A 24,645-nucleotide genomic window follows, 5' to 3' on the forward strand; every position below is an offset into this window, starting at 1 on the left:
CAATCGGTGACTGGATACTGGTAAAGCAACGAAAAGAATCTCATGTCAATTCGCAACCTGATTATTCTCAGCCAACTCAATCCGCCATCACAGCGCTCTCATGTCCTGGAGCGAAACCGGATTACTCAAAAGCTGGTAAGAGCAATCAATTATCCCTTGACTATTCTCGAAGCAGGGACAGGCTATGGGAAAAGCACGTCGATACTCTCTTTCATTAACAGTCAGGAGTGCCCGATATACTGGTTCACGATTTCTGGCACAGAACGGGACCCGAAGCTGTTTTTAGCAAAATTGTTTACAGCGTTTAATCAACATGACTATCCCATAGGCGATGAAACACTGAAGACAATTGATACCCCAGAAGCAACTTCCACTGAAGCATTAATCGCTTTTGTTAACGCTGTTACCACCCATATCACACAGGAGGCTTATCTCGTCCTGGATGATTTTCACTTGGTCAGCGATGTTCCTGATGTTTTGGGTTATTTAGATTGGATTATTGAGCATCTTCCTTCCAAATTGCATGTGATCATATCCACCCGACATGCATTAAATTTCCCCTCACTTAACAAATGGCGGGTCAAGGATGAAGTATTGATCATCACCAGAGACGATTTGGCATTCACAGGCGAGGAAATTGCGCGATTGTTTGATCAGCAGTATGGCATCACACTGTCAGAATCAGCTATTGATCAAGTGCTCAATAAGACAGAAGGATGGGCAATTGGTTTGCAGATGATATGGCAAACATTGCAAAATAACCCGAATATGACAATTCAACAGGTTTTAGATGATGAACATCAATCTAAGTCAGCCCTATTTGATTATTTAGCAGAAGAAGTTCTGGAAGGCTTGGAACCTCGCATTCGAGAATTCCTGATAAAAACTTCAATTTTATCGAAGCTCGAAAGTGCTACCTGCGATTTCTTACTGACCATTGATCACAGCAATGTTTTGCTTGACCATCTTAACAATTCCGGCTTGTTTATTGAAGAGTTGCGGCCCGGTGTTTTCCGTTATCATCAAATGTTCAGATCGTTCTTACTAGACCAGTTCCGCGCCGAACCATCACAATTAATTGATTTGCATCTTAAAATTGCCAGTTATTTCCGAGCCCACGAATACTGGGAAGAGGCACTTTATCATTTGCTGTCTGCCGGGGATTATTATCAGGTCAACCAAATTTTAGAAAGCATCGGGAAACCGCTGATACAGGACGGGCGCAAAGAATCGATCAATTATTGGATTCACGAGATTCCCGAACCTGAGCGCAAGAACTATCCTTATTTGATTTACCTTTTAGGCGAAGTCCACCGATACTTGGGCAGTTTCGATGATGCCCTGGAATATTACCACCAGGCAGAACGTCTTTACCGGGCACGCCAATATTCCTTTGGAATTTCTCAAGCCTTGCGCGGTCAAGGCCAGGTTTTCTTAGACACAATTCGCCCAATTAATGGCGATCAATTGCTTCAAGACGCATTAAAACTGCTCGATCCAAAGGAAATGCCGCGTGAGGTAGCAGACCTTTTAGTGTTAATTGCTGAAAATCAATTGAATCTGGGCTATCCCGACAATGCTGAAAAATTGCTGTGGCAAGCTTCCGAATTGATGCCAGATTTGGAATTGGAAACAGATTTCATCCAGGCTCGCGTGTTTTTACGTACAGGGCGTCTGAAAGAAGGTATCAAGCTCTTGATGGATCGCGAAGCGAATAATCCTTCATTACCTCACTCTCGACCACAGCGTTTTCACCGGGAAAGTACGTTATTGTTGTCTTTGTATCATTCGATGCTTGGCGAATCTGAGCAGGCGGAGAAGTACGCTCACCAAGGAATTGAAATTGGTCGGCAATTGCGCTCGAAATTCGTCCAATCGGTGGGTTTTATGCGCCTAGGGCACGCACTTCTTATTCGAGAGCAATCTCCTTTTACAAACCAATACTTTATGCAAGCCATGCAATTGTTTCAGGATTCAATCGATCAAATTGATGTAGCCCGCATACATGTCGAACCGCTTTGGGGAATGTGCCGAGCCTTAGGTTATATGAGCCAGTTCAGCAAGGCCGAAAAACTGGCCATTGAATCCCTGGCTATTGCTGAAAAAGCGGGGGATGAGTGGATCAGCATCTTGATCCGTTTATCGCTTGGAGCTGGCGCAATCTTTGATCACAAATACGAATCCGCTCAACGCTATTTAGCTTCTGCAGAAAGTTCAGCATTACGTGTAAAAGATACGTTTACATTGTGTGTTTCCCGATTGTGGCTTGCAATTAAAGCATGGCAACAGGGATACCAAAATACTGCATTCAGTTATTTTGAAAAATGCCTTGCGTTGATCATAGAGCATGGCTATGATTTTATTTTGACCAGGGAAACACTTATTGGTCTTAAAGACCGCGAAGCAATTTATCCTTTGGTCCTGGCTGCGTATTCGAATGGCGTTGAATCAAATTTCCTCAATTTAATACTGCATCAAAGAGGCATTTCAGGGCTTGACTACCATCCGGGTTATACCTTGTGGGTGCAGACTTTTGGCAACTTCAATGTTTGGAGGGGGGACCATTTAATTGACATAAAAGATTGGAAGCGTGAAAAGGCTCGTCAATTCTTTCAAATACTGGTTGTTCAACGAGGGAAGTGGGTCCATAAAGACCAGATCTATGAATGGCTTTGGCCGGAAACATCTGGTGAAAAAAGTGTCACTTATTTAAAGGTGGTCTTCAATGCAGTCAACCAGGCTTTAGAGCCGAATCGACCCCGAGGAGAAGCCCCATTCTTTATCGAACGATCACAGGAATATTTTCGGTTGAATCCTAAAGCGCGAATTATTGTTGATGCGGACTTGTTTCTGAAGGAAATTAGCCAAGGCACTCTACATGGCAATGAAAATGCATTCAATTTATATCAAGGGCGTTATTTTGAAAGTAATCCGGTCAGTGAGTGGCTTACACATGAAGAGCAATACTATCATCAGCAATTCGTTCTGGTAGCCGACCATTTGTTAAATGCATATATTGAAGCGGGCGAGTTTCAGAGAGCATTAGACATCACCCACAAAATCCTGAATGATGATCCATATTGGGAAGCGGGGTATCGCGCCCAAATGCTCATTTTTCACCAATTGGGGCAGATCTCTATGGTGCATGAGGTGTATCATCGTTGTGTTGAAATTCTAAAAGAACAATTAAACGCTTCGATTTCTCCGAAAACTGAAGCGATTTACCGAAAACTGGTTTCAGAACCATAATTTCGTTCAAATCCAGTTGATTTGTTACCTCCCCGTAACTAATTTGTAATAACGCTTTGGTATAGTCATCTAAGTTAATGCCTGAAAAGAGCATTTGTTGGTCATGGTTAAATTTATAACTGAAGAGGAGTTCTTATGCGTTTGATCGATAAAGTGTGTTTAATCACCGGCGGTGCAGCGGGGATCGGAAAAGCTACGGCTGAAAAATTCTTAGCTGAGGGCGCCAGAGTTGTTATTTGTGACCTGGATTCAGATGCCGGGCAGGCCGTTGCCGATGAATTGGGCAACGGTGCTGCATTTTATAAAGTGAATGTCACAGAACGGGCTGATGTTCAAGCATGGGTGGATGATGTGATCGAAACATTTGGACGTGTTGATGTTCTGGTCAACAATGCTGGCATCACCCGTGACGGCCTGTTTGTGAAATTCAAAGATGGTGAAGTGGTCAGCCAGATGTCAGAAACAGATTTTGACCTTGTACTCAACGTGAATCTAAAAGGCGTGTTTAATTGCACCCAGGCAGTCATTCCTCAAATGATCAAACAGGGTGGCGGCGTGATCTTAAATGCTTCTTCCATTGTTGGTTTGTATGGCAATTTTGGACAAACCAATTACGCCGCAACAAAATTCGGTGTCATCGGCATGACAAAAACTTGGTCTCGCGAATTGGGGCGCTACAACATACGCGTCAACGCTGTTTGCCCCGGATTTATTCTCACTGAGATGGTCAAAAAGATGCCTGAAAAAATTCTGGAAGGTCTGGCTGCAAAAACACCGCTGGGTCGAATGGGGCAACCTGAAGATGTGGCGAACCTGTATGCTTGGCTGGCAAGCGATGAGGCGTCCTACATTCATGGCGCTACCATCAGCATCGATGGTGGGATGGTTCTCGGGACATAAATACATAACAGATCATTGGGTTTTCAAACCTGGTAATTAAGAGAGGAACAAATGCAACGCTACGGAAATATCATTGGCACAGGCAGATACCTGCCCAAAAATGAAGTTACAAATGAGACTTTTGCTCAATGGATGGGAGAGGTTAACCCGACATTAGCGGAGGTTGTCGGCAAGTTTGAAAAAAGTTCGAACATTAAGACACGTTTTTACGCAGATGAAGATATGGCAACATCTGATTTAGCTGTTGAGGCAGCAAAGGCTGCCCTGGAAGACGCAGGAATTACTCCTGACGAAGTGGACCTGATCATTCTGGGCACGGACTCGCCCGATTACATAACCCCGGCAACATCTGTCGTCGTTCAAGAAAAGCTTGGCGCTAAAAAAGCTGGCACTTTTGATGTCGGTTGTGCTTGTGCCAGCTTCCCGACCGGTTTAGCATTAGGAGCTGGATTAATCAGCACCAATCCGCATATGAAACACGTCCTCGTCATTGGCGCATATCTGATGCATCGCCTGGCTGATTACAAGAAAGATGTGATTAGCTTCTTTTACGGTGATGGGGCAGGGGCAGCTGTTTTAGCACCCAGCGACAAACCGGGTTTCGTTTCCTCAGCATTTTTTGCAGATGGCTCCTACTATCCAAACTGGGGCATTTATGCTGGTGGAACCGCAGAACCTGCAACAGTCGAAAATGTTCAATCGGGCAAGACTAAAGTGCGCCTGGTGACGGCGTTCCCGCCTGAAGTGAACAATGAGGGCTGGCCTAAGCGCATCCGAGAAGTTGCGAAAAACGGCAATTTTTCAATTGATGAAATCGATTTTGTGATTTTCACCCAGGTCAGGTTGAACACCATTGAATTGGTGATGGAAGAGGTTGGCTTGCCCATTGAAAAAGCGCATTGGATCATGGACAAATGGGGTTATACTGGCTCGGCTTGCTTACCAATGGCATTTGACGATGCGAGAAAATTAGGAAAGATCAAGGCGGGCGACCTGGTTGTCTTTGTTGGGTCTGGTGTTGGTTACAACCAGGCCGCTGTGGCTTTTCGTATGCAAAAATAGAAAATAGGAACTTCATCATGCCACCCAAACAATTTTCAGATAAATATATATCCCTGTCGGATGCCGTTTCGATGGTTAAATCTCATCAGAGCATTGGGATCGGAATCGCTGGATCTGAGCCGCCGGGATTATTTACAGCTCTTGCAGAACGCGCAAAGGATTTGGAAGACGTTCGTTGCTGGACGTGCTTACCCATGCGTTCCTATGATATTTTTACAAAGCCGGAAATGGCCGGACGAATTTTTAATGAAAACTGGTTTTACAGTGCTTCTGATCGCCAATGTCATCCTGAGGGCCGTGTATCCTACGTGCCGAATAACTTGCATCGTGCCGCTGCAGATAAACTGGTTTCAACCAAAGGACATTTGGATAATTTTTGGGGAACAGCAACACCCCCAAACAAAGATGGTTATATGTCCCTGTCTTTAGGGATTGTTGTTCAGAAAGATTTATTAGAAGCAGCAAGTTTAAAGATTATCGAGGTGAATTCCAACCTCCCGTGGGTTTATGGTGACACCCTAGTGCATGTCTCTGAAGTGGATTACCTGGTTGAGAATCACGTACCTCTAGTGGAATTGACATCCGAACCTCCTACCGAGGTTGAGAAAAAAATCGGGCACTATATTGCAGATTTGATTGAGGATGGATCCACAATTCAACTGGGCATTGGTGGAATCCCCAATGCCATCACTGCAGACATTATGGAACGCAAGGATTTAGGTATCCACACCGAGATGCTTGTCGATGGCATGGTTGATCTGATGGAAGCCGGTGTGGTTAACAATCGAAAGAAGACACTCCACCCTGGTAAATCAATCGGTGCATTTGCTTTAGGTACCAGCAAACTTTACAAGTTCATTAATCGTAACAAAGATGTGGAATTGTATCGAGGTCGTTATACCAACGACCCTTATATCGTAGCCCAGAATTACAAAATGATCAGTGTCAATACAGCCTTACAGGTGGACATTCTCGGTCAGGTGTGTTCACAAAGCATCGGTACCCGACAATTTAGTGGAACAGGTGGTCAGTTGGACACGCATCGTGGTGCGCAGATGTCTCCGGGTGGCCGCGGCATCATTGCGCTGCGATCAACGGCAAAAAATGGCAGCATTTCAACAATTGTTCCAACACTGGCACCCGGAGCTGGCGTGACCGTTCCCAGCCAGGACGTGGATACGATCATCACAGAATTTGGTGTTGCAGAATTAAGAGGACTGACTGTTAAAGGGAGATTGGAAGCATTAATTGCCATTGCTCATCCCAACTTCAGAGATTGGATCCGAGACGAAGCGCATCGTCTCGGTATCGTTCCTAAAACAATTTTCTAATTTAAGGAGGTTAATTCAATGTCAGAAATACTCGGAAAATGGATCCAGGCAGAAGGTCAATCCTTTCCAGGTTTGTGGTTTGAATTTCGAAACGACGGGTCTTTTACTGCCGAATATGAGCCGATGGGAATAAAATCCAGCGGCACCTTTGAAATTGATGGTGAAAACATTACCATGCAACAAACCGAGCATACTTTAGGGTTCATCGGTGAGTTTAAAGGGCTTTTCACCGTGGAAAAGAATCAGCTGAAGATGGTTTTGGCTTCCAATCCCGGTGGAGCACGACCTGCTGATCTCTCAGAGGCTCGTATTTACATCAAAGAATAAAAAAGGAAACAATGATACTGATGCCAGAGAAAAAATTAAAAAGGGGAGTCGCGGTTGCTGGCGTTGGCCTTAGCAAATTCGGCGCCTTTCCAGAAAAGAATTCACGCGATCTTTTTGTTGAAGCATTCCTGGATTTAATGGGTTCAATGAAAGGCTTTGACCCTCATCAGATTGAGGCCTTCTACCTGGGAAATTTCAGCAGCGATCAATTTGAAAAACAAGCCCATCTTGCTCCAATCCTGGCAAGTTGGGTCGGTCTTTCTCCGATATCAACACTTCGCATAGAAGATGCGTGTGCATCAAGCGGCGTGGCTCTCAGGCAAGCGGCTTTAGCAATAGCTTCAGGACAATACGATGTTGTCCTGGTCGGTGGCGTGGAAAAGATGACAAGCCTGGAAATCGCTGCCGTTACTGAAGCCTTAGGGACTGCAGCTGATGCTCAATTTGAGGTCTCAGTTGGCTTCACATTCCCGGGCTTTTACGCTGCTATGGCAACGGCTTACATGCATGAATTTCAAGCCGACCCAAAAGCTTTTTATCATGTCAGCATTAAGAACCATAATAATGGTGCGCTGAATGAATATGCTCAATTTAGACAGACCATCCGGGAAATCATGGAAAGCAAAAAAGAACGTGCAGCTCAGAAAGGCCGACCTGTTCCAGCGTGGGAAGACGAATTTGATTTCTTGAGCGACCCCAAAGGTAATCCAATGGTCGCGTGGCCAATGGCGCTTTTTGACTGTTCACCCGTATCTGATGGGGCAGCAGTTGCCTTGTTGGTCTCAGAAGAGATTGCAAATTCGTTTACAGAGACACCAATTTATATGATTGGAAGTGGTCAGGCCAGCGATGGCGCATTGCCTGAAAGAGAAAACCTTTACAGCATCCCTGCAGCGTTAGAAGCGGGCAGGCAAGCCTACCAGATGGCGAATCTTGGCCCGGACGATATTGATATCGCCGAAGTCCATGATTGCTTTACTATTGCTGAAATCATTGCCACAGAAGACTTGGGCTTCTTTGACCGTGGTAAGGGCTGGCAGGCGGCTATTGAGGGTAAGACAGCCCGCGACGGTATCCGTCCGGTGAACACCTCTGGTGGATTGAAAGCCAAAGGTCATCCTGTTGGTGCCACAGGTGTCGGTCAGGTTGCCGAAATATGGAAACAATTAAACGGTATTGCGGGTGAAAGACAGGTTCAGGGCAATCCGAAAATTGGGTTAACGCACAATGTCGGTGGGACCGGACAAACCTGTGTCGTTAATATTTTCGAACGGAGAGCGTAAAATGGAAGCTTATTCGATGAACAGTCAAGATTTCTTCGAAGCATTAGAGGCAGGAGTATTGATTGGGTCTCACTGTTTGGATTGTGGTACCAAGTCTATCCCTCAACGACAAATTTGCCCTAAATGCCTTGGCTCTCGGACAGAGATCGTTGAATACTCTGGAAAAGGTTTCCTGGCAGCTTTTACCGTGGTCTATGTTCCCTCTTCAATGATGGCTAATAATGGTTTTGATAGCAAGAATCCTTACTGCGTAGGCATTGTCGAACTGGACGAAGGCCCAAAAATTTCTGCTCAGATTCTGGACGTGGATCTAAGCAACCCTGAAAGCATATCCATTGGGACAAAACTGGTCATGGCATCTGCCAAAAATAACGCTGGTGAAAACCAAAAACCTCACCTGGCGTTCCGGCCAGTTTAATCGGAAGGAACTGTTGTGCCGCGAATTAAGGTCAACGACATAGAACTATATTATGAACTTTCAGGCCCGGAAGGCGCACCGGTTCTGGTGCTTTCCAACGGGATTATGATGGGCACAGCCAGTTGGATTTATCAAAAAGCACAATTAGAGCAGCATCTGCGGGTTCTACTTTACGACTGCCGGGGCATGTGGCAATCCGACCATCCTGACGGTCCATATTCCATGCAAATCCATGCAGACGATTTGGCAGGGTTATTGGACAAACTGGAGATCGAAAACGCCCACATTGCAGGGATTTCATATGGCGCCGAAGTCAGCATGGTGTTTGCGCTGTTATATCCTGAGAAAACTAAATCTTTGATTGTCATTGCTGGTGTGAGCGAAATTCACCCGCTGCTCAGGGCACAAACTTATCCTTGGTTGCTGGCAGCAGAAAGAGGCGACCCCGATCTGCTTTTTCGGGCTTCCTACCATCTAAATTTTGCAGAGAAATGGATTATGGATAACTCGGCCTTTATTGAAACTTCCGCTGATCGATATGCTCAGTTAGACATGAAAGCCCTGACCTGGTTGATGCACGCTTTCTATGAACTTGATATCACAGATCAACTTTCAAGGATAAAAGCGCCGACTCTGATCATTGCTGGCGAAGAAGACCTGATCAAAGGGAGCAAATATGCTAAAATTATTTCAAATCATATTCCGCATAGTGAATTTGCAGTTATTCCTGGATCGGGTCATGTCATTTGTTTAGAGAAACCCGGGATTTTGAATACCTTGTTGCTGGGTTTTGTCATTAAAAATTCTGGATCAGCTTGATGAATTGGGAGGTGGTGATTTAAGAATATATAAACAAATTTATTTGAACCGTAAAACCATTATAGATTACTGAAGGAGTAAAAGATGAAAAAACTACGTTTGACAATATTGACCATTTTGGTGATTATTCCCTTGCTTGTCACCTCGTGCGTCCAAAAAGTTGAGGAGGTTCCTGAACCGGTTGAAGAACCGGTAGTTGAAGAGGTTGTTGTTGAAGAACCCGTTGTTGAAGAACCGGTTGTTGAGGAACCTGTTGTTGAAGAGGTTGTTGAAGAGGTTGTTGAAGAACCCGTTGTTGAAGAACCTGAGGAAGAAGAATTAGGTCCAGTATTGAAAATTGGTCAGATCGGCCAGATGTCAGGTTTAATGGCGCTGTATGGTCTCCAGCAACAGCGTGGCTTTTTGATGGGTCTTGAGTATATGTCGGGTGGAAAAACCGACGATCAGGGTCGCTACATCATTGCCAATCGACCCGTTGAGGTCATCGTGAAGGACGACGAAGGTGATCCTGAGAAAGCAGTCGCATTGGCGCTTGAGTTAATCGAGCGAGACGGCGTTGAGCTGATCCAGGGTCCCGTGTCCTCAGCTAGCGCAATTGCATTGACCAACATTGCCCTTGAGAACGAGATCATTCTGATGATCGATCCCGCCGCTTCTTCTTTCACGACCGGCCCATATTTCAACCCTTACGTGTTCCGAACCGCCCGGACCAACTTTGATGATACCCTGATCATCGCGAAATACCTGGTTGAAAACATCGGACCCAAATTTGCTCATATTGGTGTTGATAATGCTTTTGGGCAGGGTTCTGGTATTGCGCTCAAATACTCTGTTGAACAACATGGTGGTGAATTAATCGCTGATATCTATGCACCCTTTGAAACCACCGACTTCACCCCTTACATTCAGCAGGCAATGGATTCAGGCGCCCAGAACCTGTTCCTGACCTGGTCTGGAACCGGTTATGTGACCTTATTCCAGAACATGGCTGACATGGGCACTCTCGAGGTGATGACAGTCGGCACCGGGTTTGGAGACAATGCATCATTTGCAGCAGTGTTTGGTGACGATACCATCGGCTCAATCGGTTTGAATGTTTACCACTACACAGTTCCTGACAACCCTGTCAATGATTGGTTGGTTAAAAATCACTTTGAGCGCTTTGTGGGTGAACCGGATGGTGCTATCAACGCCTATCCAGACCTTTTCACCGCAGGTGGTATGGCTTCAGCTATTGCTTTGGCAAAAGCACTCGAAATTACCGGTGGCGATACCTCAGGCGAAAAGATGATTCCTGCTCTCGAAGGCCTTAAATTTGAAGGGCCGAAAGGAACCTATTATATTCGCCCCGAAGATCATGTTTGCGAACAGCCAATGAACATTCTCAAACTCGTCAATTTGAATCCAGATCTGGACGGCGACGGGATCAATGAGTACCGTTTCTTCGAAACCATTTATGTTTCTGAATACGACGAGCTGGGCGTGCCCTGTACTTTGGCTGGTGATTTCGCAGCTCGCTGCGGTAACCTTCCAACTATTCCGGTTGAATAATTTATTCAACTTAACAATTGGGGAGAGGGAAAACCTCTCCCCAAAATTTATGATTTATTCTTCACGAACAAGGGTTTACCGGTGAGGTGATTTTATATATATTCCAATTTTCTTCTGAATTATTGATTATTATTAATTTAACTCCATAAGGACATATTGCATGACAACAGATATCATTCTCGAAGCAAAAAACCTCACAAAAACATTTGGCGGGTTAATGGCTGTCGATGATGTCAGCATCACAATCAAGAAAAAAATAATGCATGCCATCATCGGTCCGAATGGCGCTGGAAAGACAACCCTATTCAATTTATTAAGTGGTGTCATGCCGCCTACAAATGGGGAAGTTTTTTATAAAGGTGAAAACATCACCAATTTACCGCCCTACAAAAGGGCGCATTTGGGAATTGGCCGATCTTATCAAATAACAAATATCTTTCCAAATTTGACTGTTCTGGAAAACATTCGTCTGGCAACTCAGGCAAGGGGAGGTGACAATTTCAAACTCTTTCGGAAAGCAGATGATTTTCAGTCATATATTGATCAAGCGCGGGAAGTGATTAAGGCGGTGGATTTAGCAGGCAAAGAAGCGTTCTTAGCCCAAAACTTACCTCATGGTGAAAAACGCAAACTTGAACTGGGGATCATGCTGGCTTGTGATCCCGAACTTCTATTATTTGATGAACCTACAGCAGGTATGTCATCGGAACAGGTTCCAGAATTAATTGATATCATCAACCGGATCGTGCAGCAGCATGAACGCACAGCCATCTTAGTAGAACATCGTATGGATGTTGTGATGTCAATTTCTGATGTGATTACGGTCATGAACCAGGGTCGTATCCTGGCAGAGGGGACACCGAGTGAGATTGCTAGTAATTCTCAAGTTCAGACAGCCTATTTAGGTGATTTATACGGGGAGCTGGCATGAATATGAAGCATTCACAAGACGACATTCTGGTATTAGATCATATTCACACGTTTATCGGTCAATTCCACATTTTGGAAGGCGTTTCGGTCAGGGTGCCCAAAGGATCAATAACGGTTTTATTGGGGCGAAATGGCGCAGGAAAAACAACCACCCTTAAATCAATTTTAGGTTTAACACCTCCTCAAGAGGGAAAGGTTATCTTCGAAGGAATAGAGATTCAAGGGAAAAGAGCATACGATGTCGCCAATCTGGGAATTGGTTATGTTCCAGAGCACCGGGCTATTTTCCGCGCGCTTTCTGTAATGGAGAACTTGAAACTGGCTGAACGGAAAAAAGGTGATTTTGACCGCAACTCCGATTTTATTTTCGATCTGTTCCCAGACTTAAAAAGACTGTATAAACTGCCTGGCAACCATCTTTCAGGAGGGCAGCAACAAATGCTAGCAGTTGCTCGAGCATTGGTCCCCGATAATAAACTGTTGTTAATTGATGAACCCAGCGAAGGGTTAGCGCCCATCCTAATTCAACAAATGATGGAAGCCATTCGCGTGCTGAGCGAAAAGACAACCATCCTGATGGTGGAACAGAATTTCATCATGGCCAGCCAACTGGCCCAAAAATTTACAATCATTGATGATGGTCAGAGTGTTCAAGAAGGAATGATGAGTGATCTGGTCAATGATACCGATATGATACATCAATACCTAGGCGCCAGCATAAAAACACGTAAAGAATTGGAGATGGAACATGGATCCCAATAATAAAAGAAAAATTATCATCTCAATTGTTGCTGTCATTGTTGTTGCATCTATCATTGGTGTTTACCTTTACACCGGTAAGGAGCCATTTATCCGCACAACACTCTCTGGTTTAACCCTGGGATCCTTATTTTTTATGGTTGCTGCCGGGTTGTCCCTGATTTTTGGTTTGATGGACGTTTTGAATTTTGCCCATGGCGCCATGTTCATGTTGGGAGCGTATATGGGCTGGCAGTTATATACCAATCCGACCTTCATCTTTGGCATACTGCCCACGATTACTGCCTTAACCTGTGGTGTAATGATGACCCCGGTTATTAAGCCATTTTTGATCCGCTGGAAGATTTCAGGAAAATGGCAAAGGGCGCTGCCAAAGATAGCCTACGTACTGGCTGTAGTGATTCTTCTCGTTGCATTCCTTAATTTCGATATCATGGAATTGGCTAATACGGCTATGGTAGCGGCAACAACCACAACGGTGGGTAATCCTCTAGCGGAAATCACTCCTCAAGAGCCGCTTGGGCAATTCTGGTATCGACCGTTATGCCTGATTATTTCAGGGTTGCTGGTTGCTTTCGCCTCATCAAAGCCTGGTGCGAAGACCGAATTTGCGCCAAAAGAAGATCTTCTTAAAAAAGCAATTGCTCCTATCGCTCTGTTGATCCTAACGGTCATCGCTACTTTAGTTCGTGAATCCGCTCCCATTGCGATATTGTTGATGAACGGCAATTGGAGATTCCTGATCGCAATTGCCGTCGCGGTTGGCTTCGGGTTTATGTTTGGCACACTGGTTGAAGTCACTTTGATCAGGCCCTTGTATATACGGCCTTTCTTTATCGTGTTGATGACCTTAGGTCTCAGCTTTGTGATTCGTGAATTAGTTCAATTACTCTGGGATCCATTAGCATATCAAATGGTGCGACCGCCGTTGTTTGCTCAGCCCGGAAAAGCTGAAAATTTATTGGGATGGCTGCGAAACGGAAACGCGACCATTAACATTTCCGGAGTGACCTTCCCAACGTATCGCCTTTTTGTCATCTTCTTGGGATTATTAATGTTCGCTATCGTCATGATTATCATGACAAAGACACGTTTAGGGATGATTATCCGAGCCGGAGTCCAGGACCCACAAATGGTAGAAGCCCTGGGAATTAATGTCAAGCGAGTGTTTACCTTTGTTTTTGCCTTTGGTGTCGCCCTTGCGGCGCTTGGTGGGATTGGCGCAGGGCCTTTCCTGCCCATTCAACCCTTGATGGGAGATCAATTCCAGATGCTGGGATTCATTACCGTTGTCATTGGGGGGATGGGCAGTTACGTGGGTGCGTTTGTAGGTGCGATCATTCTTGGTATGGGACGTGCATTCGGTGATTACTTCGCGCTGAAATTCTCCCTATCGCCAGCGATCGCAGAAGCGTCAACAGTGATTATTATGGTGGTTGTCCTGCTCATCAAGCCCCAGGGCCTTTTTGGGAAAAAGGAGTAAGTAAAACATGGCAAATAATCCAAATACAATCAAGAAGAACCAGGTTCTTACCAATATCAAAGGGGAAGGTGTACTCCTGGGATTATTAATTGTGTTGATTTTGTTTCCCTTTGTGATGAGCCTCATCACCGGTAAGGGTGTAAATGAAGGTGTGACCAAATTCTGGCAGGGACAATTGATCATCTTTTTTATTATGTCAGTTTTCGCCATGAGTTATGATCTATTGATGGGTTTCGGTGGAATACTATCATTTGGGCACGCAGCTAGTTTCGGAGGAGGAGCGTACGCTTTTGCCCTTTTGATGAAGCATGTGGTCCCGCCAATTACACAAAATTACCGCATCATGATAGCGAGCGTCAATATCACCTATGCGATTGTCCTGCTGGCGGTATTCTTGGTTGTTTTGCTTGTTTCCGTGCTCATTGGACTTTTATTTGCGGCTACATCAATTCGCCTTAAAGGCGCGTACTTTGCAATGCTGACCCTCGCGTTGGGTTCTGCCATGCATATGCTGGTGAAAGCGACTGACTTTCATAAATGGACCGGCGCAGATGAAGGTTTGCATGGTGTGCCGATGCCGGTTTGGTTGAATCCAACACAAAACCGGTTAACCGTCTATTTTATCTCGTTGGCTTTTTTGGTGATCTGCTATCTGCTCATGAAGCGGATGGTTAACTCGCCGACCGGACGTGTGATCATTGCAAACCGAGAAAACGAAGATCGCATGCGGATGATTGGATACAACCCGGTAACCTATCGAACAATTGCTTTTGTCTCATCTTCGATATTTGCGGGTTTCGCAGGCGCCTTATATTCTATCTGGAATGCAAGCGCAACTCCAACCATGGTTTCCGGCGTCATGACAGTAAATGCACTGATTATTACCATCCTGGGAGGCATGGGCACCCTTGTTGGCGCAATTCTGGGTGCTGCGATTATGCAAGTCATCAGCCAGTTCTTTTACACCTGGTTTGGCGCCCGCTGGCCTCTGGTCTTTGGTATTCTTTTTATCTTAATCGTGATGTTCTTGCCTTATGGGATTATCGGTACCTGGCGCTTGAAAAAGAATGACATTAAAACGGGGTGGTCGAGATTGGTTGATTTACTGATTCCTAAAAGAACAGGATCTAACCCAGAAGAAGAGACGCAAGTTTAAAACATCATAATTAAGGATGAATTGCAAAGTCAAACCGCGTGGGGCTTCGCTTTCCTCGCTGTTTGAAGTTAAATTGACAGCCTAAGACGAAGACATAATTATAAAATACCGGCTACTTCGTATAGTATTGATATCGTTGCTGATAGAATAACTGCTCTTTGCTCTCGGGAGATGGGACCTTCCTGGAAAAATTGACTGAAAATGACAATCTCAGCCGGAATATGCTAAAGCGCTGCAATCGATACAACCGGTATTAAATAAATGGGAGGGAGGTGAGCTGTTTGCCGAAGTGCTTGCTTATTGATGGGTGCAACACTGCTGGGAAAAGCCGTTGAACATAAATTGTTCATTGAGAATAAGATTCCAGAAAAGTTAGGCAGCAGGAATCTTCATGCTGACACCAGCAGATGATGACTTTTTAATATGTCGACCGTATCAAACAGTTCCCACATTGGCACTTTGATAATCTCTGCAATGGATAATAAATCGTTGGTCCCATCACAATAAGCAATCAAATTCATCATATTCCGCACAATTTTATGACTGTTTTTTGTGCTTAAAGTAGGATAAAGGCCGCGCTTTCCTAATTGTGGCTCACATAAAACCGTGGTTTTCAGAATCTCATTTCGCTCAAGGCACATCAGGCAGTGTTCGAGGATATTGTAACCTCCGTATAGGCCGTCTGGGGAAATGAAGTCCAGGTCGTCAAGCGAGGTGTGATATTCGGGGTAGGCGCCGTATTTCGTGCGCATGATTGTGGCAACAGGCAGGTCAATCCCCGGGCTGCAGTATTGCCGTTCATCGCTGGCGCGTTCTAAATAAGAATAACTGATGAAATCTGGTTGCAAATGCTTGAGAACGTGGCGTGCAATTTGATCAGCCAGTGTGTTTCCGTAGCGGGATGCCAGGTATGAATAGGACCGCTCGTCGCCAATGCAGGTGATATTAAAACCAGCAATGATCTTCGTTTTCATCTCAGGAAGATTCTGACTTAAATAGACGATAGATCCAATCGTTTCAGGGATAAAAATGATGCGATAGCTGTATTTTCGATCTTTTTGATCCAGCAGCCGTTTAGCCAGGAAGGTTGTTACAGCCGGGCCGGATAATTCATTGTTGGCCATCGATGGGTGGCATATATATGTAGAAAGAAATATTTCCTCACTGGCTTGACCGGGGAGAATAAGTTCGCCATAGGTGAGGTAGCCTTTAGAGAGCGAACTATCGATGTAAACTTGATATTGACCTGGCTTCAAGGATTTCCGCTGGTTGTGCGGTAAACAAAACCCCCAGCGTTTCTGGTAATAGGAGGTGATATAGGGTATGGCTTCCGGTTGCTCTGGTATTGAATACAAATGTGCTTGTAATTCATCAAGGTCAATAGTCCGGTTAACCGGTACTGAGTAACCAACAACGTGGAGGTTATTCTGCTGAAAATCAACGATTTTCTGCCCATCCGGGTCAATAATGTACGCTTCGGTGATATTCCATTCCTCAGGCACGGTCCAATCAAATGCTCGGGTTCCTGTCGGTATCTCATAGGTTTTCAGTGCTGGCAGATGATTCTTGATGATTTCCAGGGTTTTTCGAACGCCGTTTCCAGTGATGCTGCGGCAAATTGGAAACAATTCCACACATAAATTATAAATTTCTTGCTTTTCGGTCATCAGCTTGCATCCAATGATATCTTAACTAAGTTTACAGGGTTGTGAGTGGATAAAAAACTCGGTAATTGGCTGCATCATCCGGATCATCAGTCAATATAAAGCCAGTACGAAGTAACATTTTTACTGAAGGACCATTGGCTTTCAAGACATTCCCGGAAATCCCGCGCAGTTTGTTGCGAGACAACTGGTCGATCGTGTAGGCTTGCAAAGCAGTTGCAAGGCCTTTTCCTCGTTCTTGTGGAGAAATGCCAAGGAAGGCCTCATGAATAATGCCTTCATTGACCTCAGATTCTCGAAAATAATAGAAGTTAAACCCGACCATCTGACCATCTTCGTTGAATGCAACGCTACAAACCTTCTCGCCACATTGTTTAAAATATGTCTTTCGCCAAAAACTTAACTCGCGTCCTTCTCTTACAAGCTTGTGTAAAGCATCCATTTCATCAATTTGATGGGTTGATAAGCCAGTAAATTGATAGTTAGAGAATGTTGAATCCTGCATGGGATGTAAAGTTCGTGAAGCGCGAATATTTCTGACTAAAAACCGAAATCCTTCCCATTCATAACGGATTTTTTTAATTAAAGAATTACACAAGATGATTTTCTCCGGGAAACTTGATATCAAAATATAGAATCGGCGACGCACCATAACTGTGTTTATCATCACCCCGATTGGGGCTGTTGGCGCCATTAAAATCAAAAGTCGACATCCCTTTTGACTTTGCAGCTAAGATTGATTCTTTGATCATCCAAGCAGCCAAACCCGTTCCGCGCCAGTCCTCATTCACCAAATTAAGCACCATATTCGCCTCAGATTGATCGTACAACAACAGGCAAGCAGCAATAACTCGCTCATCTTCAGGACCCTGAAATGCAATCAAATCGCCAAAGCCCATATTTACAAGATCGACCAGCGCAGAGATTTGTTGACAGTTCTTCTCCTTAATTTCATCGGTCTGATCATCAACGACACTAAGGTATAGGTTCATCAGGTCATCGCTTCGCCATTGTGTTGCTCGTGGGGGAGGGGGGTATTTCTCAATTGCGCGTAGTTCACGCCTTCGAAGTTGTCTGAAATCGGCTATGATTTCCTGATCCGTTTTGTTTTGTAAATTTTCGATACATGCTGTATAGCGTGGTCTGATACGGAACCGAGGTTGATCTTTATGATGATAATTCCACCAGTCAAACACTCGCACATCTAATAAGCCTTTGGGCAGGGAGGCTTCTATCGCTCCATACTCAATGATAAAACGGTCAATAAATTGCTCATACACTTCAGTTGTTCGTGCTAAGCTGCGGTGAGCTGGTAGTGGAAAAACGCCATTCATCCATAAGGGACCCACATAATATGTCAAAGCTGGCAATTCAACCTGTTTTTCAGTTGATTTGCAGATTGGCCAAATACATTGGGGTTGGTTCCCTTTGACCGCCTGCCACCAATCAACTTCATGTGATAATTTACTTAATACCTGGGGATGGGTAAACACAGAATTGTGCGGTGAATCTGCCCAAAGATCCAACGCCTGAGCTTCATTAATCAGGTTAATATCGACTGCCATTCAAATTACCCGGATAAACTGATTGAATTGACCATTGTGTGCATCTCTATTTTATACCATAAATCTATCAGCATGCGGACTGTGGTTGTTGTTATTTTGTCCATGTGTGGAGCTATTTGGTGCAGGATGGTTTCAACAACCAAAATGATCAAGTCTAGTAGCATCGGTAACATTTTTGGGTGTATCGGGTTCGAGAAAAGATGAAGATTTTAATATTATATATATTTATATATATTATATTATTATATATATATAAATACTTAAAATACAGAATGCCATATGATATGGCAATTAGTATTGCTCATGATAAAAAAATTTAATAATTTACATTGCCTAGATTTAAGCGGTGAGCTGGGAGTGAATATTAGTAGAATTTCTATGACAATTACTGGTTCGATTTTCCTGGACCAGGACGCAAACTAGGATCTGTCAGCGCACAATGAAAGATGCACATAGGTATGCTCAATTATTTCCAGTACATGCAGTAAGGGGTCAAAGCAAACTTGCTGTAAAACAATAATCAAAATTGATGTAATGGCTGCTATTACGAAAGGGAAAAGCAAAATATGTAATATTATCACTAATTTTAGTTTATGAGAATAATCATTTTCTAAAACTATGTGATTTCATAGAGAAATCGTGTTGAATTGAGACGCCACTGGTCAATGATCAAATGCTATTCTGAAAATAATTTCCTCTTATACTTGCCCGTATCAATGGATTGATGTTCGATCTCTAACGTTGTCTCCTTTTCGATAGCCACAATTATCGTTTTCTTCTGGATAAGATGCCGTGTATTGTCTTTGCCAGCCTGCCCGCGATGTATATCGCTGTTCGCCGCGCCTTCCCCACTTTTTTGTGGAAATATGCATTATTAGTAAAGTTAAATATTATTATATTATATTAATTATTCACAATATTATTATTATGCACAAAACATCCTTCGCACGCAAGGTTAATCATATTCCTGAACAAATTCATTGACGAATTATTAACATGGAAAAAGAAATTATGATAAAATATCATAAACCACTTATATAACCCCTATAAATCCAGGACTTAGTATTATTGCTTGAGGTCAGGCTAAAATAATTAACAGCCTTTTAAACATAAATTATTGATAGTTTAGCATAATTATACTGTATAATAATTATACTTATATTAATAATACGGAGAGCTATCATACGATGAAATCTCGCTTAGGTCAAATTATTGATGCTTTTTTACCCTTATTCGCCACACTGGCTGCCCTGCTTGTCGGAGCGATCATGCTCATCGCCCTCGGTGTCAATCCACTTGTTGCCTACCAGGCACTTTTACAAGGTGCTTTCGGCAGCAAGAACGCCTTTGCCGAAACGCTTGTGCGGGCAACCCCCCTGTTGTTGATTGGTGTCGGTATATGTATCGCCTACCGTGGCAATGTCATTAACATCGGCGGCGAAGGCCAAATGATCATGGGGGCTTTGGTCGGAGCATATATTGGGGTTACCCTGACCAACTTCCCGGGCTGGTTAAATATTACTTTAGGCCTGTTAGGCGGTGTAGTTGCAGGCGCTATCTGGGGTGGGATACCCGGTGTTTTGAAAGCATATTTTAATGTAAATGAGATTTTAAGTACCGTAATGATGAACGCCATTGCTGTCCAGTTCAAAAACTACTATCTGACAGGCTCGTTGATGGACCCAAGCCAGGCGGATATGGCTTCAAAGATACCTCAGTCCGCGCGACTGGAAGAGATTTTTCGATTACCACGGCTGTGGCAGCCTACACGCTTGCACTTAGGCTCACTGATCGCGGTTATCCTGGCGATCTTAGTGTATATCTTGTTGTGGCACACAACAACCGGTTATCGCATCAGGGCTGTTGGACAGAATCCGCATGCAGCAAAATATGCTGGCGTAAAAGTGAAGCGTTATATCGTTCTGGCATTGCTCCTGAGCGGCGCTTTGGCGGGTCTAGCCGGTGCAACTCAGGTTTACGGCGTCAATTACCGCATGATTACAGATGGCTCAGCCACTGGTTTTACCGGGGGCGCTGGCTTTAACGGAATTGTCGCCGCCCTATTTGGTCAATTGCATCCAATTCTAACCATACCGGCTTCTGTCTTATTTGGCGCATTAATCGTTGGCGCAAACGCAATGCAAAGAGTAACGCAGATTCCTTCTGCGTTAATTACTGCGCTCAACGGTCTGGTGGTTGTCTTTGTTGTCAGCAGTGATTACTGGCGAATACGACGCCAACGAAGAAGGGTGTCGACAGATGATTCTTCTGATGAAGAGAGTTATTTGCAAAGTGGAGATAATTCACGTACTACAGGCGAGGTGACCCCATGATTTCTAATCTTTTTTCGATGACAGCCTTTCTGGGCATCCTCGCATCCGGAATAAGACTGGCAACGCCCTATTTATTTGCCTCTATTGGAGAAATGTTCAGCCAGCGCAGCGGGGTATTAAACCTTGGTGTCGAAGGTCAAATGATTTTGGGTGCATTTTTCGCATTTTATGTTGCCAAAATCACCGGAAATCTCTGGTTGGGCGTATTGGCTGCAATGGGCGTTGGCGCATTGATGGGGCTGGCAATGGCTATTGTGACAATTGAACTCCATGCCACGCAAGGAATCAGCGGGATTGGCTTCTACCTTTTTGGTGTGGGAATGAGCAACTTACTCTTTCAAACCTTGATAGGCACTGTCGAAACTGTGAGCGGTTTTCCTCGCATCGCCATCCCGCTACTCAGCAAGATTCCCATATTTGGAGATATTTTCTTCAACCAGAATATTCTTGTTTACCTTGCTTTTTTGATGGTTCCATTGGCCTGGTTTATCCTTTACAAAACAACCCTTGGTTTAAAAATCCGTGCTGTTGGTGAAAATCCCCAGGCTGCCGACACTTTAGGTGTTAGCGTTCCAAAAGTGCGTTATTTCACCATCATTTTAGGTGGAACGATGTCGGGGTTGGCTGGCGCGTCGTTATCCATTGCTTTATTGAACGTTTTCCAACAGGGTATGACTGCGGGTCAGGGATTTATTGCTGTAGCTCTGGTTTATTTTGGAGCCTGGAAACCCTGGGGTGTCCTTGGCGGCGCATTGTTATTCAGTTTAGTTAATGGTCTTCAGCTATGGATTCAGGTCCTGGGCATACCTATACCATCGGAATTTTCCACAATGATGCCTTATTTCCTGACAATTTTAGTCCTGACACTTACTGTTTCAAAGGTCAAGACGCCATCTGCATTAACCAAACCATTTGAGCGTGAAGGGTAAAAAAACAATTTACAACCTGTTTTTTTGACTGTTAAATAATTATTGTTTTACCCGGGAAAGGAGGTTTGCGAATTACTTTGATAATATATTTTAGCTTCAATAGTGAAAACAACGAAAGACATATAGGAGAAAATAAAATGAAGAATTTAGTTAAATACCTGTCCCTTTTACTGATTTTTGTGTTTGTATTAGCTGCCTGTGGAAAACCTACAGCGGATGAGCCCTCAGTCGCAGAAGAACCTGAAGTAGTCAAAGAGCCAGAGGTAGCTGAAAAACTGCGAATTGCCATTGTTTCACCAAGTGAGTACAACGATTTTGCTTTTACGCAAAGCATTTATGACGCAATGACCCTGTTTGAGACCACACATGATATCGAATGGGCTTTCTCAGGCATGATGTTTAATGTTGATGACGCCGCCGCAGCTCTTCGAGATTATGCCGCCCAGGGCTATCAATTGGTCATTGGTCACGGCTCGCAGTATGGCTCCTCCATGCAGGAAATCGCACCGGATTTTCCAGAAACCAGTTTTGCCTGGGGAACCACCGTTGAAACCTTTGGACAACCCAATATTTACGCTTACGAAGCTGCCTCCCATGAGGGCGGTTATGTGATGGGCGTGATGGCTGCTATGCTGTCAAAGACCAAGGTGATTGGTGTGGTTGGTCCCATCGAAACCGGAGATGCGAAGCTCTATGTGGATGGTTTCGTCGCAGGCGTGTTGGCTACAGATCCTACAATTAATGTTCGTGTGACCTATATTGGCTCCTTCGGTGATATTGCTCTGGCAGCAGAAGCCGCCGAAACACATCTCGCTGCTGGTGCAGACGTTATGACCGGCACAGCGCAAATGGTCGTTGGAGCAATTGGTAAATGTGAAGAAGCTGGGGCTTACTGGTTTGGCACTCAGGCTGAGCAGTCGACCTTTGCTCCAAACACCGTTGTTGCCAGCCAGGTTTACCATTGGGAAGTTGTCCTGGAAGATATGGTCGCAAGGCGTGCTAAGAATCAACTCGGTGGTGAGTACTTCCTCATTAACCTTGCCAACGGCGGTCAGGTTATAGCCTTCAATGAAAATGTTACTATTCCCGCAGAGGTGATGGAAGCTGCTCAAGCAACCATTCAAGGGATTATCGATGGGACAATAACTATCAATTTGCCCTAAAGATAATCAAATGTCATCTCATCAAATTTCGGAAACCCTTAAAAGGGTTTCCGAAATCTTCAAATTTTAAAATAGATACAGGTAAATCCCAATGACAGGTACGAATATTCTTCCTTCTGAAGGCCCTATCATCCGAACAATGAAAATGGTCAATATCACCAAGCGGTTTCCTGGTGTACTTGCCAACGAAAACGTTGATTTCGATGTGAATGCACATGAGGTGCATGCCTTGCTGGGTGAAAATGGTGCTGGCAAAAGCACGCTGATGAAAATTTTGTATGGCATGTATCAGCAAGATAGCGGAGATATTTTCATTAATGACAATTTAGTCAAAATCACCTCCCCAACCCATGCGATCAACCTTGGCATTGGTATGATCCATCAACATTTCATGCTCGTGGACACCCTAACCGTAACCGAAAATGTCGCATTAGGGCTGAAATCATCTAGGGCTTTCCTCACTGATTTAGATGTAGTTGCTAATCGAATTCAAGCATTGGCAAAAACATATGGCTTGCAAATCGACCCTGATGCGTATATTTGGCAACTTTCGGTCGGCCAGCAACAGCGGGTGGAAATTATTAAAGCCCTTTATCGAGGTGCGGCGTTGTTAATTCTTGATGAGCCTACAGCCGTGTTGACACCTCAAGAAGTCGATGAATTGTTCGCCATTATGCGTCAAATGGCGAAGGATGGTTATGCACTAATTTTTATTTCTCACAAACTACACGAAGTTATTGATATTAGTCATCGGGTGACCGTCTTACGCAACGGCAAAAATATGGGCACGCGTCCAACCTCCGAAGTCACCAAAGCTGACCTTGCCAATTGGATGGTTGGTCATCAGATAGACTTTATTACCACCACAAAACGCATTGAAAGAGGTGGCGTTGGGCTGAAACTGGAAAACATTTCTTGTGGGAGCGATCGCGGAACTGTCGGGCTTTCTGAGGTTAATCTCGATGTATATTGCGGCGAGATATTGGGGCTCGCAGGAGTTTCTGGAAACGGGCAGCGTGAACTGGCTGAGGTCATGGCTGGTTTGCGCAAGCCAACTTCAGGGCTTATTTACCTGCATGGCGAAGATGTGACCAATTTTGATCCTGACCGCTTGATTAGAAAAATGTTATCATACATCCCTGAGGAACGGATGCGTGATGGGATGATCGGAAATTTTTCGGTTTCTGAAAACTTGATATTGCGAGAACATGCACAACCAAAATTTTCTACAAAAAGCGGCTTTCTAAAACCGAAAGAGATCATTTTACATTCTATACGTATGATTCAGCAATTCAAAATAAAAACACCCTCTCAAAAAACATTGGCAAAGAGCCTTTCCGGCGGAAATATCCAAAAAGTCGTTTTGGCACGTGAACTATCACGTAAACCCGGTGCAATTATTGCTGCACAACCCACGCGCGGTCTGGATATTGGTGCTGCTGAATACGTCCGTGAACAACTCATTTCGCAAAGAAATGATGGCACCGCTGTCCTTTTAATCTCTGAAGATCTGGATGAGATTTTTGCACTTTCCGATCGAATTGCTGTCATTTATGAAGGTAAAATTATGGGCATCCTGGATAGAGACCAGGCAACCAGAGAAAAGGTCGGATTATTGATGGCCGGAATTCGAGAAGAAGATCATCAGGATGTGCCTTTATAAAACCTAACAAGCGCTATGCGATTTAAGTATTCATCGGTAAGGTGGTCGCTGGACGTTTGA

The 24,645-nt window shown here is 44.3% G+C and carries 20 protein-coding genes; 17 read left to right on the plus strand and 3 right to left on the minus strand.

Annotated features, from left to right (window positions below; genetic code table 11):
• The first annotated feature begins 42 nt into the window (after window positions 1-42).
• The 13 genes from CFX1CAM_RS06385 to CFX1CAM_RS06445 all read left to right on the plus strand — a co-directional run bounded on the left by CFX1CAM_RS06385 (window position 43) and on the right by CFX1CAM_RS06445 (window position 15,268).
• Window positions 43-3,249 carry a BTAD domain-containing putative transcriptional regulator gene (locus CFX1CAM_RS06385; protein WP_087862224.1) on the plus strand — a complete coding sequence of 1,069 codons (3,207 nt, stop codon included), beginning with the start codon at window positions 43-45 and terminating at the stop codon, window positions 3,247-3,249.
• A 135-nt stretch (window positions 3,250-3,384) separates the two neighbouring features.
• Window positions 3,385-4,149 carry a beta-ketoacyl-ACP reductase gene (locus CFX1CAM_RS06390; RefSeq protein WP_087862225.1) on the plus strand — a complete coding sequence of 255 codons (765 nt, stop codon included), beginning with the start codon at window positions 3,385-3,387 and terminating at the stop codon, window positions 4,147-4,149.
• Between the two features lie 51 nt (window positions 4,150-4,200).
• The gene (locus tag CFX1CAM_RS06395; RefSeq protein WP_087862226.1) at window positions 4,201-5,211 is read left to right on the plus strand and encodes a 3-oxoacyl-ACP synthase III family protein; all 1,011 of its coding nucleotides are present in this window, start codon (window positions 4,201-4,203) and stop codon (window positions 5,209-5,211) included.
• A gap of 17 nt (window positions 5,212-5,228) precedes the next feature.
• Window positions 5,229-6,542, plus strand: a complete 1,314-nt coding sequence (locus CFX1CAM_RS06400) for an acetyl-CoA hydrolase/transferase family protein (protein ID WP_087862227.1) — start codon at window positions 5,229-5,231, stop codon at window positions 6,540-6,542.
• 18 nt (window positions 6,543-6,560) lie between these two features.
• Window positions 6,561-6,869 carry a hypothetical protein gene (locus CFX1CAM_RS06405; protein WP_087862228.1) on the plus strand — a complete coding sequence of 103 codons (309 nt, stop codon included), beginning with the start codon at window positions 6,561-6,563 and terminating at the stop codon, window positions 6,867-6,869.
• A 20-nt stretch (window positions 6,870-6,889) separates the two neighbouring features.
• Window positions 6,890-8,152, plus strand: a complete 1,263-nt coding sequence (locus CFX1CAM_RS06410; RefSeq protein ID WP_087863239.1) for a thiolase C-terminal domain-containing protein — start codon at window positions 6,890-6,892, stop codon at window positions 8,150-8,152.
• Window position 8,153: 1 nt separating this feature from the next.
• Window positions 8,154-8,570, plus strand: coding sequence for a Zn-ribbon domain-containing OB-fold protein (locus tag CFX1CAM_RS06415; protein ID WP_162287663.1), 417 nt, complete (start codon window positions 8,154-8,156; stop codon window positions 8,568-8,570).
• A gap of 15 nt (window positions 8,571-8,585) precedes the next feature.
• Window positions 8,586-9,389, plus strand: coding sequence for an alpha/beta fold hydrolase (locus CFX1CAM_RS06420; protein WP_087862230.1), 804 nt, complete (start codon window positions 8,586-8,588; stop codon window positions 9,387-9,389).
• Window positions 9,390-9,473: 84 nt separating this feature from the next.
• On the plus strand, window positions 9,474-10,940 hold the full coding sequence (locus tag CFX1CAM_RS06425) for a substrate-binding domain-containing protein (RefSeq protein ID WP_087862231.1): 1,467 nt from the start codon (window positions 9,474-9,476) through the stop codon (window positions 10,938-10,940).
• 217 nt (window positions 10,941-11,157) lie between these two features.
• Window positions 11,158-11,871 (plus strand): ABC transporter ATP-binding protein, encoded by a 714-nt coding sequence (locus tag CFX1CAM_RS06430; RefSeq protein WP_197687099.1) that lies wholly within the window; start codon window positions 11,158-11,160, stop codon window positions 11,869-11,871.
• Complete coding sequence (locus CFX1CAM_RS06435; protein ID WP_197687100.1) at window positions 11,868-12,632, plus strand: ABC transporter ATP-binding protein; 765 nt, start codon at window positions 11,868-11,870, stop codon at window positions 12,630-12,632. The genes CFX1CAM_RS06430 and CFX1CAM_RS06435 overlap by 4 nt, the downstream gene beginning before the upstream one ends.
• Window positions 12,619-14,112, plus strand: coding sequence for a branched-chain amino acid ABC transporter permease (locus CFX1CAM_RS06440; RefSeq protein WP_087862233.1), 1,494 nt, complete (start codon window positions 12,619-12,621; stop codon window positions 14,110-14,112). Before CFX1CAM_RS06435 ends, CFX1CAM_RS06440 begins: the two co-directional genes overlap by 14 nt.
• 7 nt (window positions 14,113-14,119) lie before the next feature.
• Window positions 14,120-15,268 carry a branched-chain amino acid ABC transporter permease gene (locus CFX1CAM_RS06445; RefSeq protein WP_087862234.1) on the plus strand — a complete coding sequence of 383 codons (1,149 nt, stop codon included), beginning with the start codon at window positions 14,120-14,122 and terminating at the stop codon, window positions 15,266-15,268.
• A 389-nt stretch (window positions 15,269-15,657) separates the two neighbouring features.
• Here CFX1CAM_RS06445 and CFX1CAM_RS06450 read toward each other — a convergent pair whose 3' ends face one another.
• Genes CFX1CAM_RS06450 through CFX1CAM_RS06460 form a run of 3 tightly spaced genes read right to left on the minus strand, consistent with a single transcriptional unit; the run spans window position 15,658 to window position 18,497 of the window.
• A complete protein-coding gene (locus CFX1CAM_RS06450; protein WP_087862235.1) occupies window positions 15,658-16,935 on the minus strand; it encodes a DUF4910 domain-containing protein in 1,278 nt (425 codons plus the stop codon).
• A gap of 31 nt (window positions 16,936-16,966) precedes the next feature.
• Window positions 16,967-17,530 carry a GNAT family N-acetyltransferase gene (locus tag CFX1CAM_RS06455; protein ID WP_157891763.1) on the minus strand — a complete coding sequence of 188 codons (564 nt, stop codon included), beginning with the start codon at window positions 17,528-17,530 and terminating at the stop codon, window positions 16,967-16,969.
• The gene (locus CFX1CAM_RS06460; protein ID WP_087862237.1) at window positions 17,523-18,497 is read right to left on the minus strand and encodes a hypothetical protein; all 975 of its coding nucleotides are present in this window, start codon (window positions 18,495-18,497) and stop codon (window positions 17,523-17,525) included. The genes CFX1CAM_RS06455 and CFX1CAM_RS06460 overlap by 8 nt, the downstream gene beginning before the upstream one ends.
• Window positions 18,498-19,684: 1,187 nt before the next feature.
• On the opposite strand from CFX1CAM_RS06460, the gene CFX1CAM_RS06465 reads away from it, so the two are divergent.
• The 4 genes from CFX1CAM_RS06465 to CFX1CAM_RS06480 all read left to right on the plus strand — a co-directional run bounded on the left by CFX1CAM_RS06465 (window position 19,685) and on the right by CFX1CAM_RS06480 (window position 24,585).
• Complete coding sequence (locus CFX1CAM_RS06465) at window positions 19,685-20,830, plus strand: ABC transporter permease (protein ID WP_087862238.1); 1,146 nt, start codon at window positions 19,685-19,687, stop codon at window positions 20,828-20,830.
• Complete coding sequence (locus tag CFX1CAM_RS06470; RefSeq protein ID WP_197687101.1) at window positions 20,827-21,759, plus strand: ABC transporter permease; 933 nt, start codon at window positions 20,827-20,829, stop codon at window positions 21,757-21,759. Before CFX1CAM_RS06465 ends, CFX1CAM_RS06470 begins: the two co-directional genes overlap by 4 nt.
• A 137-nt stretch (window positions 21,760-21,896) precedes the next feature.
• Window positions 21,897-22,922 (plus strand): BMP family lipoprotein, encoded by a 1,026-nt coding sequence (locus tag CFX1CAM_RS06475; RefSeq protein WP_087862239.1) that lies wholly within the window; start codon window positions 21,897-21,899, stop codon window positions 22,920-22,922.
• A 91-nt stretch (window positions 22,923-23,013) separates the two neighbouring features.
• Window positions 23,014-24,585: an ABC transporter ATP-binding protein gene (locus CFX1CAM_RS06480; RefSeq protein ID WP_087862240.1), complete on the plus strand. Its 1,572-nt coding sequence runs from the start codon at window positions 23,014-23,016 to the stop codon at window positions 24,583-24,585.
• The last annotated feature ends 60 nt before the right edge of the window (window positions 24,586-24,645 follow it).

The organism is Brevefilum fermentans, from assembly GCF_900184705.1.
Classification (GTDB): domain Bacteria; phylum Chloroflexota; class Anaerolineae; order Anaerolineales; family Anaerolineaceae; genus Brevifilum; species Brevifilum fermentans.

Excerpts from the sequence above, each read along its gene's own strand:
- CFX1CAM_RS06445 (WP_087862234.1), top strand. The coding sequence starts at position 14,120 with ATGGCAAATAATCCAAATACAATCAAGAAGAACCAGGTTCTTACCAAT.
- CFX1CAM_RS06400 (WP_087862227.1), top strand. The coding sequence starts at position 5,229 with ATGCCACCCAAACAATTTTCAGATAAATATATATCCCTGTCGGATGCC.
- CFX1CAM_RS06415 (WP_162287663.1), top strand. The coding sequence starts at position 8,154 with ATGGAAGCTTATTCGATGAACAGTCAAGATTTCTTCGAAGCATTAGAG.
- CFX1CAM_RS06460 (WP_087862237.1), bottom strand. The coding sequence starts at position 18,497 with ATGGCAGTCGATATTAACCTGATTAATGAAGCTCAGGCGTTGGATCTT.
- CFX1CAM_RS06430 (WP_197687099.1), top strand. The coding sequence starts at position 11,158 with ATGGCTGTCGATGATGTCAGCATCACAATCAAGAAAAAAATAATGCAT.
- CFX1CAM_RS06440 (WP_087862233.1), top strand. The coding sequence starts at position 12,619 with ATGGATCCCAATAATAAAAGAAAAATTATCATCTCAATTGTTGCTGTC.
- CFX1CAM_RS06390 (WP_087862225.1), top strand. The coding sequence starts at position 3,385 with ATGCGTTTGATCGATAAAGTGTGTTTAATCACCGGCGGTGCAGCGGGG.
- CFX1CAM_RS06480 (WP_087862240.1), top strand. The coding sequence starts at position 23,014 with ATGACAGGTACGAATATTCTTCCTTCTGAAGGCCCTATCATCCGAACA.
- CFX1CAM_RS06475 (WP_087862239.1), top strand. The coding sequence starts at position 21,897 with ATGAAGAATTTAGTTAAATACCTGTCCCTTTTACTGATTTTTGTGTTT.
- CFX1CAM_RS06385 (WP_087862224.1), top strand. The coding sequence starts at position 43 with ATGTCAATTCGCAACCTGATTATTCTCAGCCAACTCAATCCGCCATCA.
- CFX1CAM_RS06470 (WP_197687101.1), top strand. The coding sequence starts at position 20,827 with ATGATTTCTAATCTTTTTTCGATGACAGCCTTTCTGGGCATCCTCGCA.
- CFX1CAM_RS06425 (WP_087862231.1), top strand. The coding sequence starts at position 9,474 with ATGAAAAAACTACGTTTGACAATATTGACCATTTTGGTGATTATTCCC.
- CFX1CAM_RS06465 (WP_087862238.1), top strand. The coding sequence starts at position 19,685 with ATGAAATCTCGCTTAGGTCAAATTATTGATGCTTTTTTACCCTTATTC.
- CFX1CAM_RS06450 (WP_087862235.1), bottom strand. The coding sequence starts at position 16,935 with ATGACCGAAAAGCAAGAAATTTATAATTTATGTGTGGAATTGTTTCCA.
- CFX1CAM_RS06410 (WP_087863239.1), top strand. The coding sequence starts at position 6,890 with ATGCCAGAGAAAAAATTAAAAAGGGGAGTCGCGGTTGCTGGCGTTGGC.
- CFX1CAM_RS06435 (WP_197687100.1), top strand. The coding sequence starts at position 11,868 with ATGAATATGAAGCATTCACAAGACGACATTCTGGTATTAGATCATATT.
- CFX1CAM_RS06395 (WP_087862226.1), top strand. The coding sequence starts at position 4,201 with ATGCAACGCTACGGAAATATCATTGGCACAGGCAGATACCTGCCCAAA.
- CFX1CAM_RS06405 (WP_087862228.1), top strand. The coding sequence starts at position 6,561 with ATGTCAGAAATACTCGGAAAATGGATCCAGGCAGAAGGTCAATCCTTT.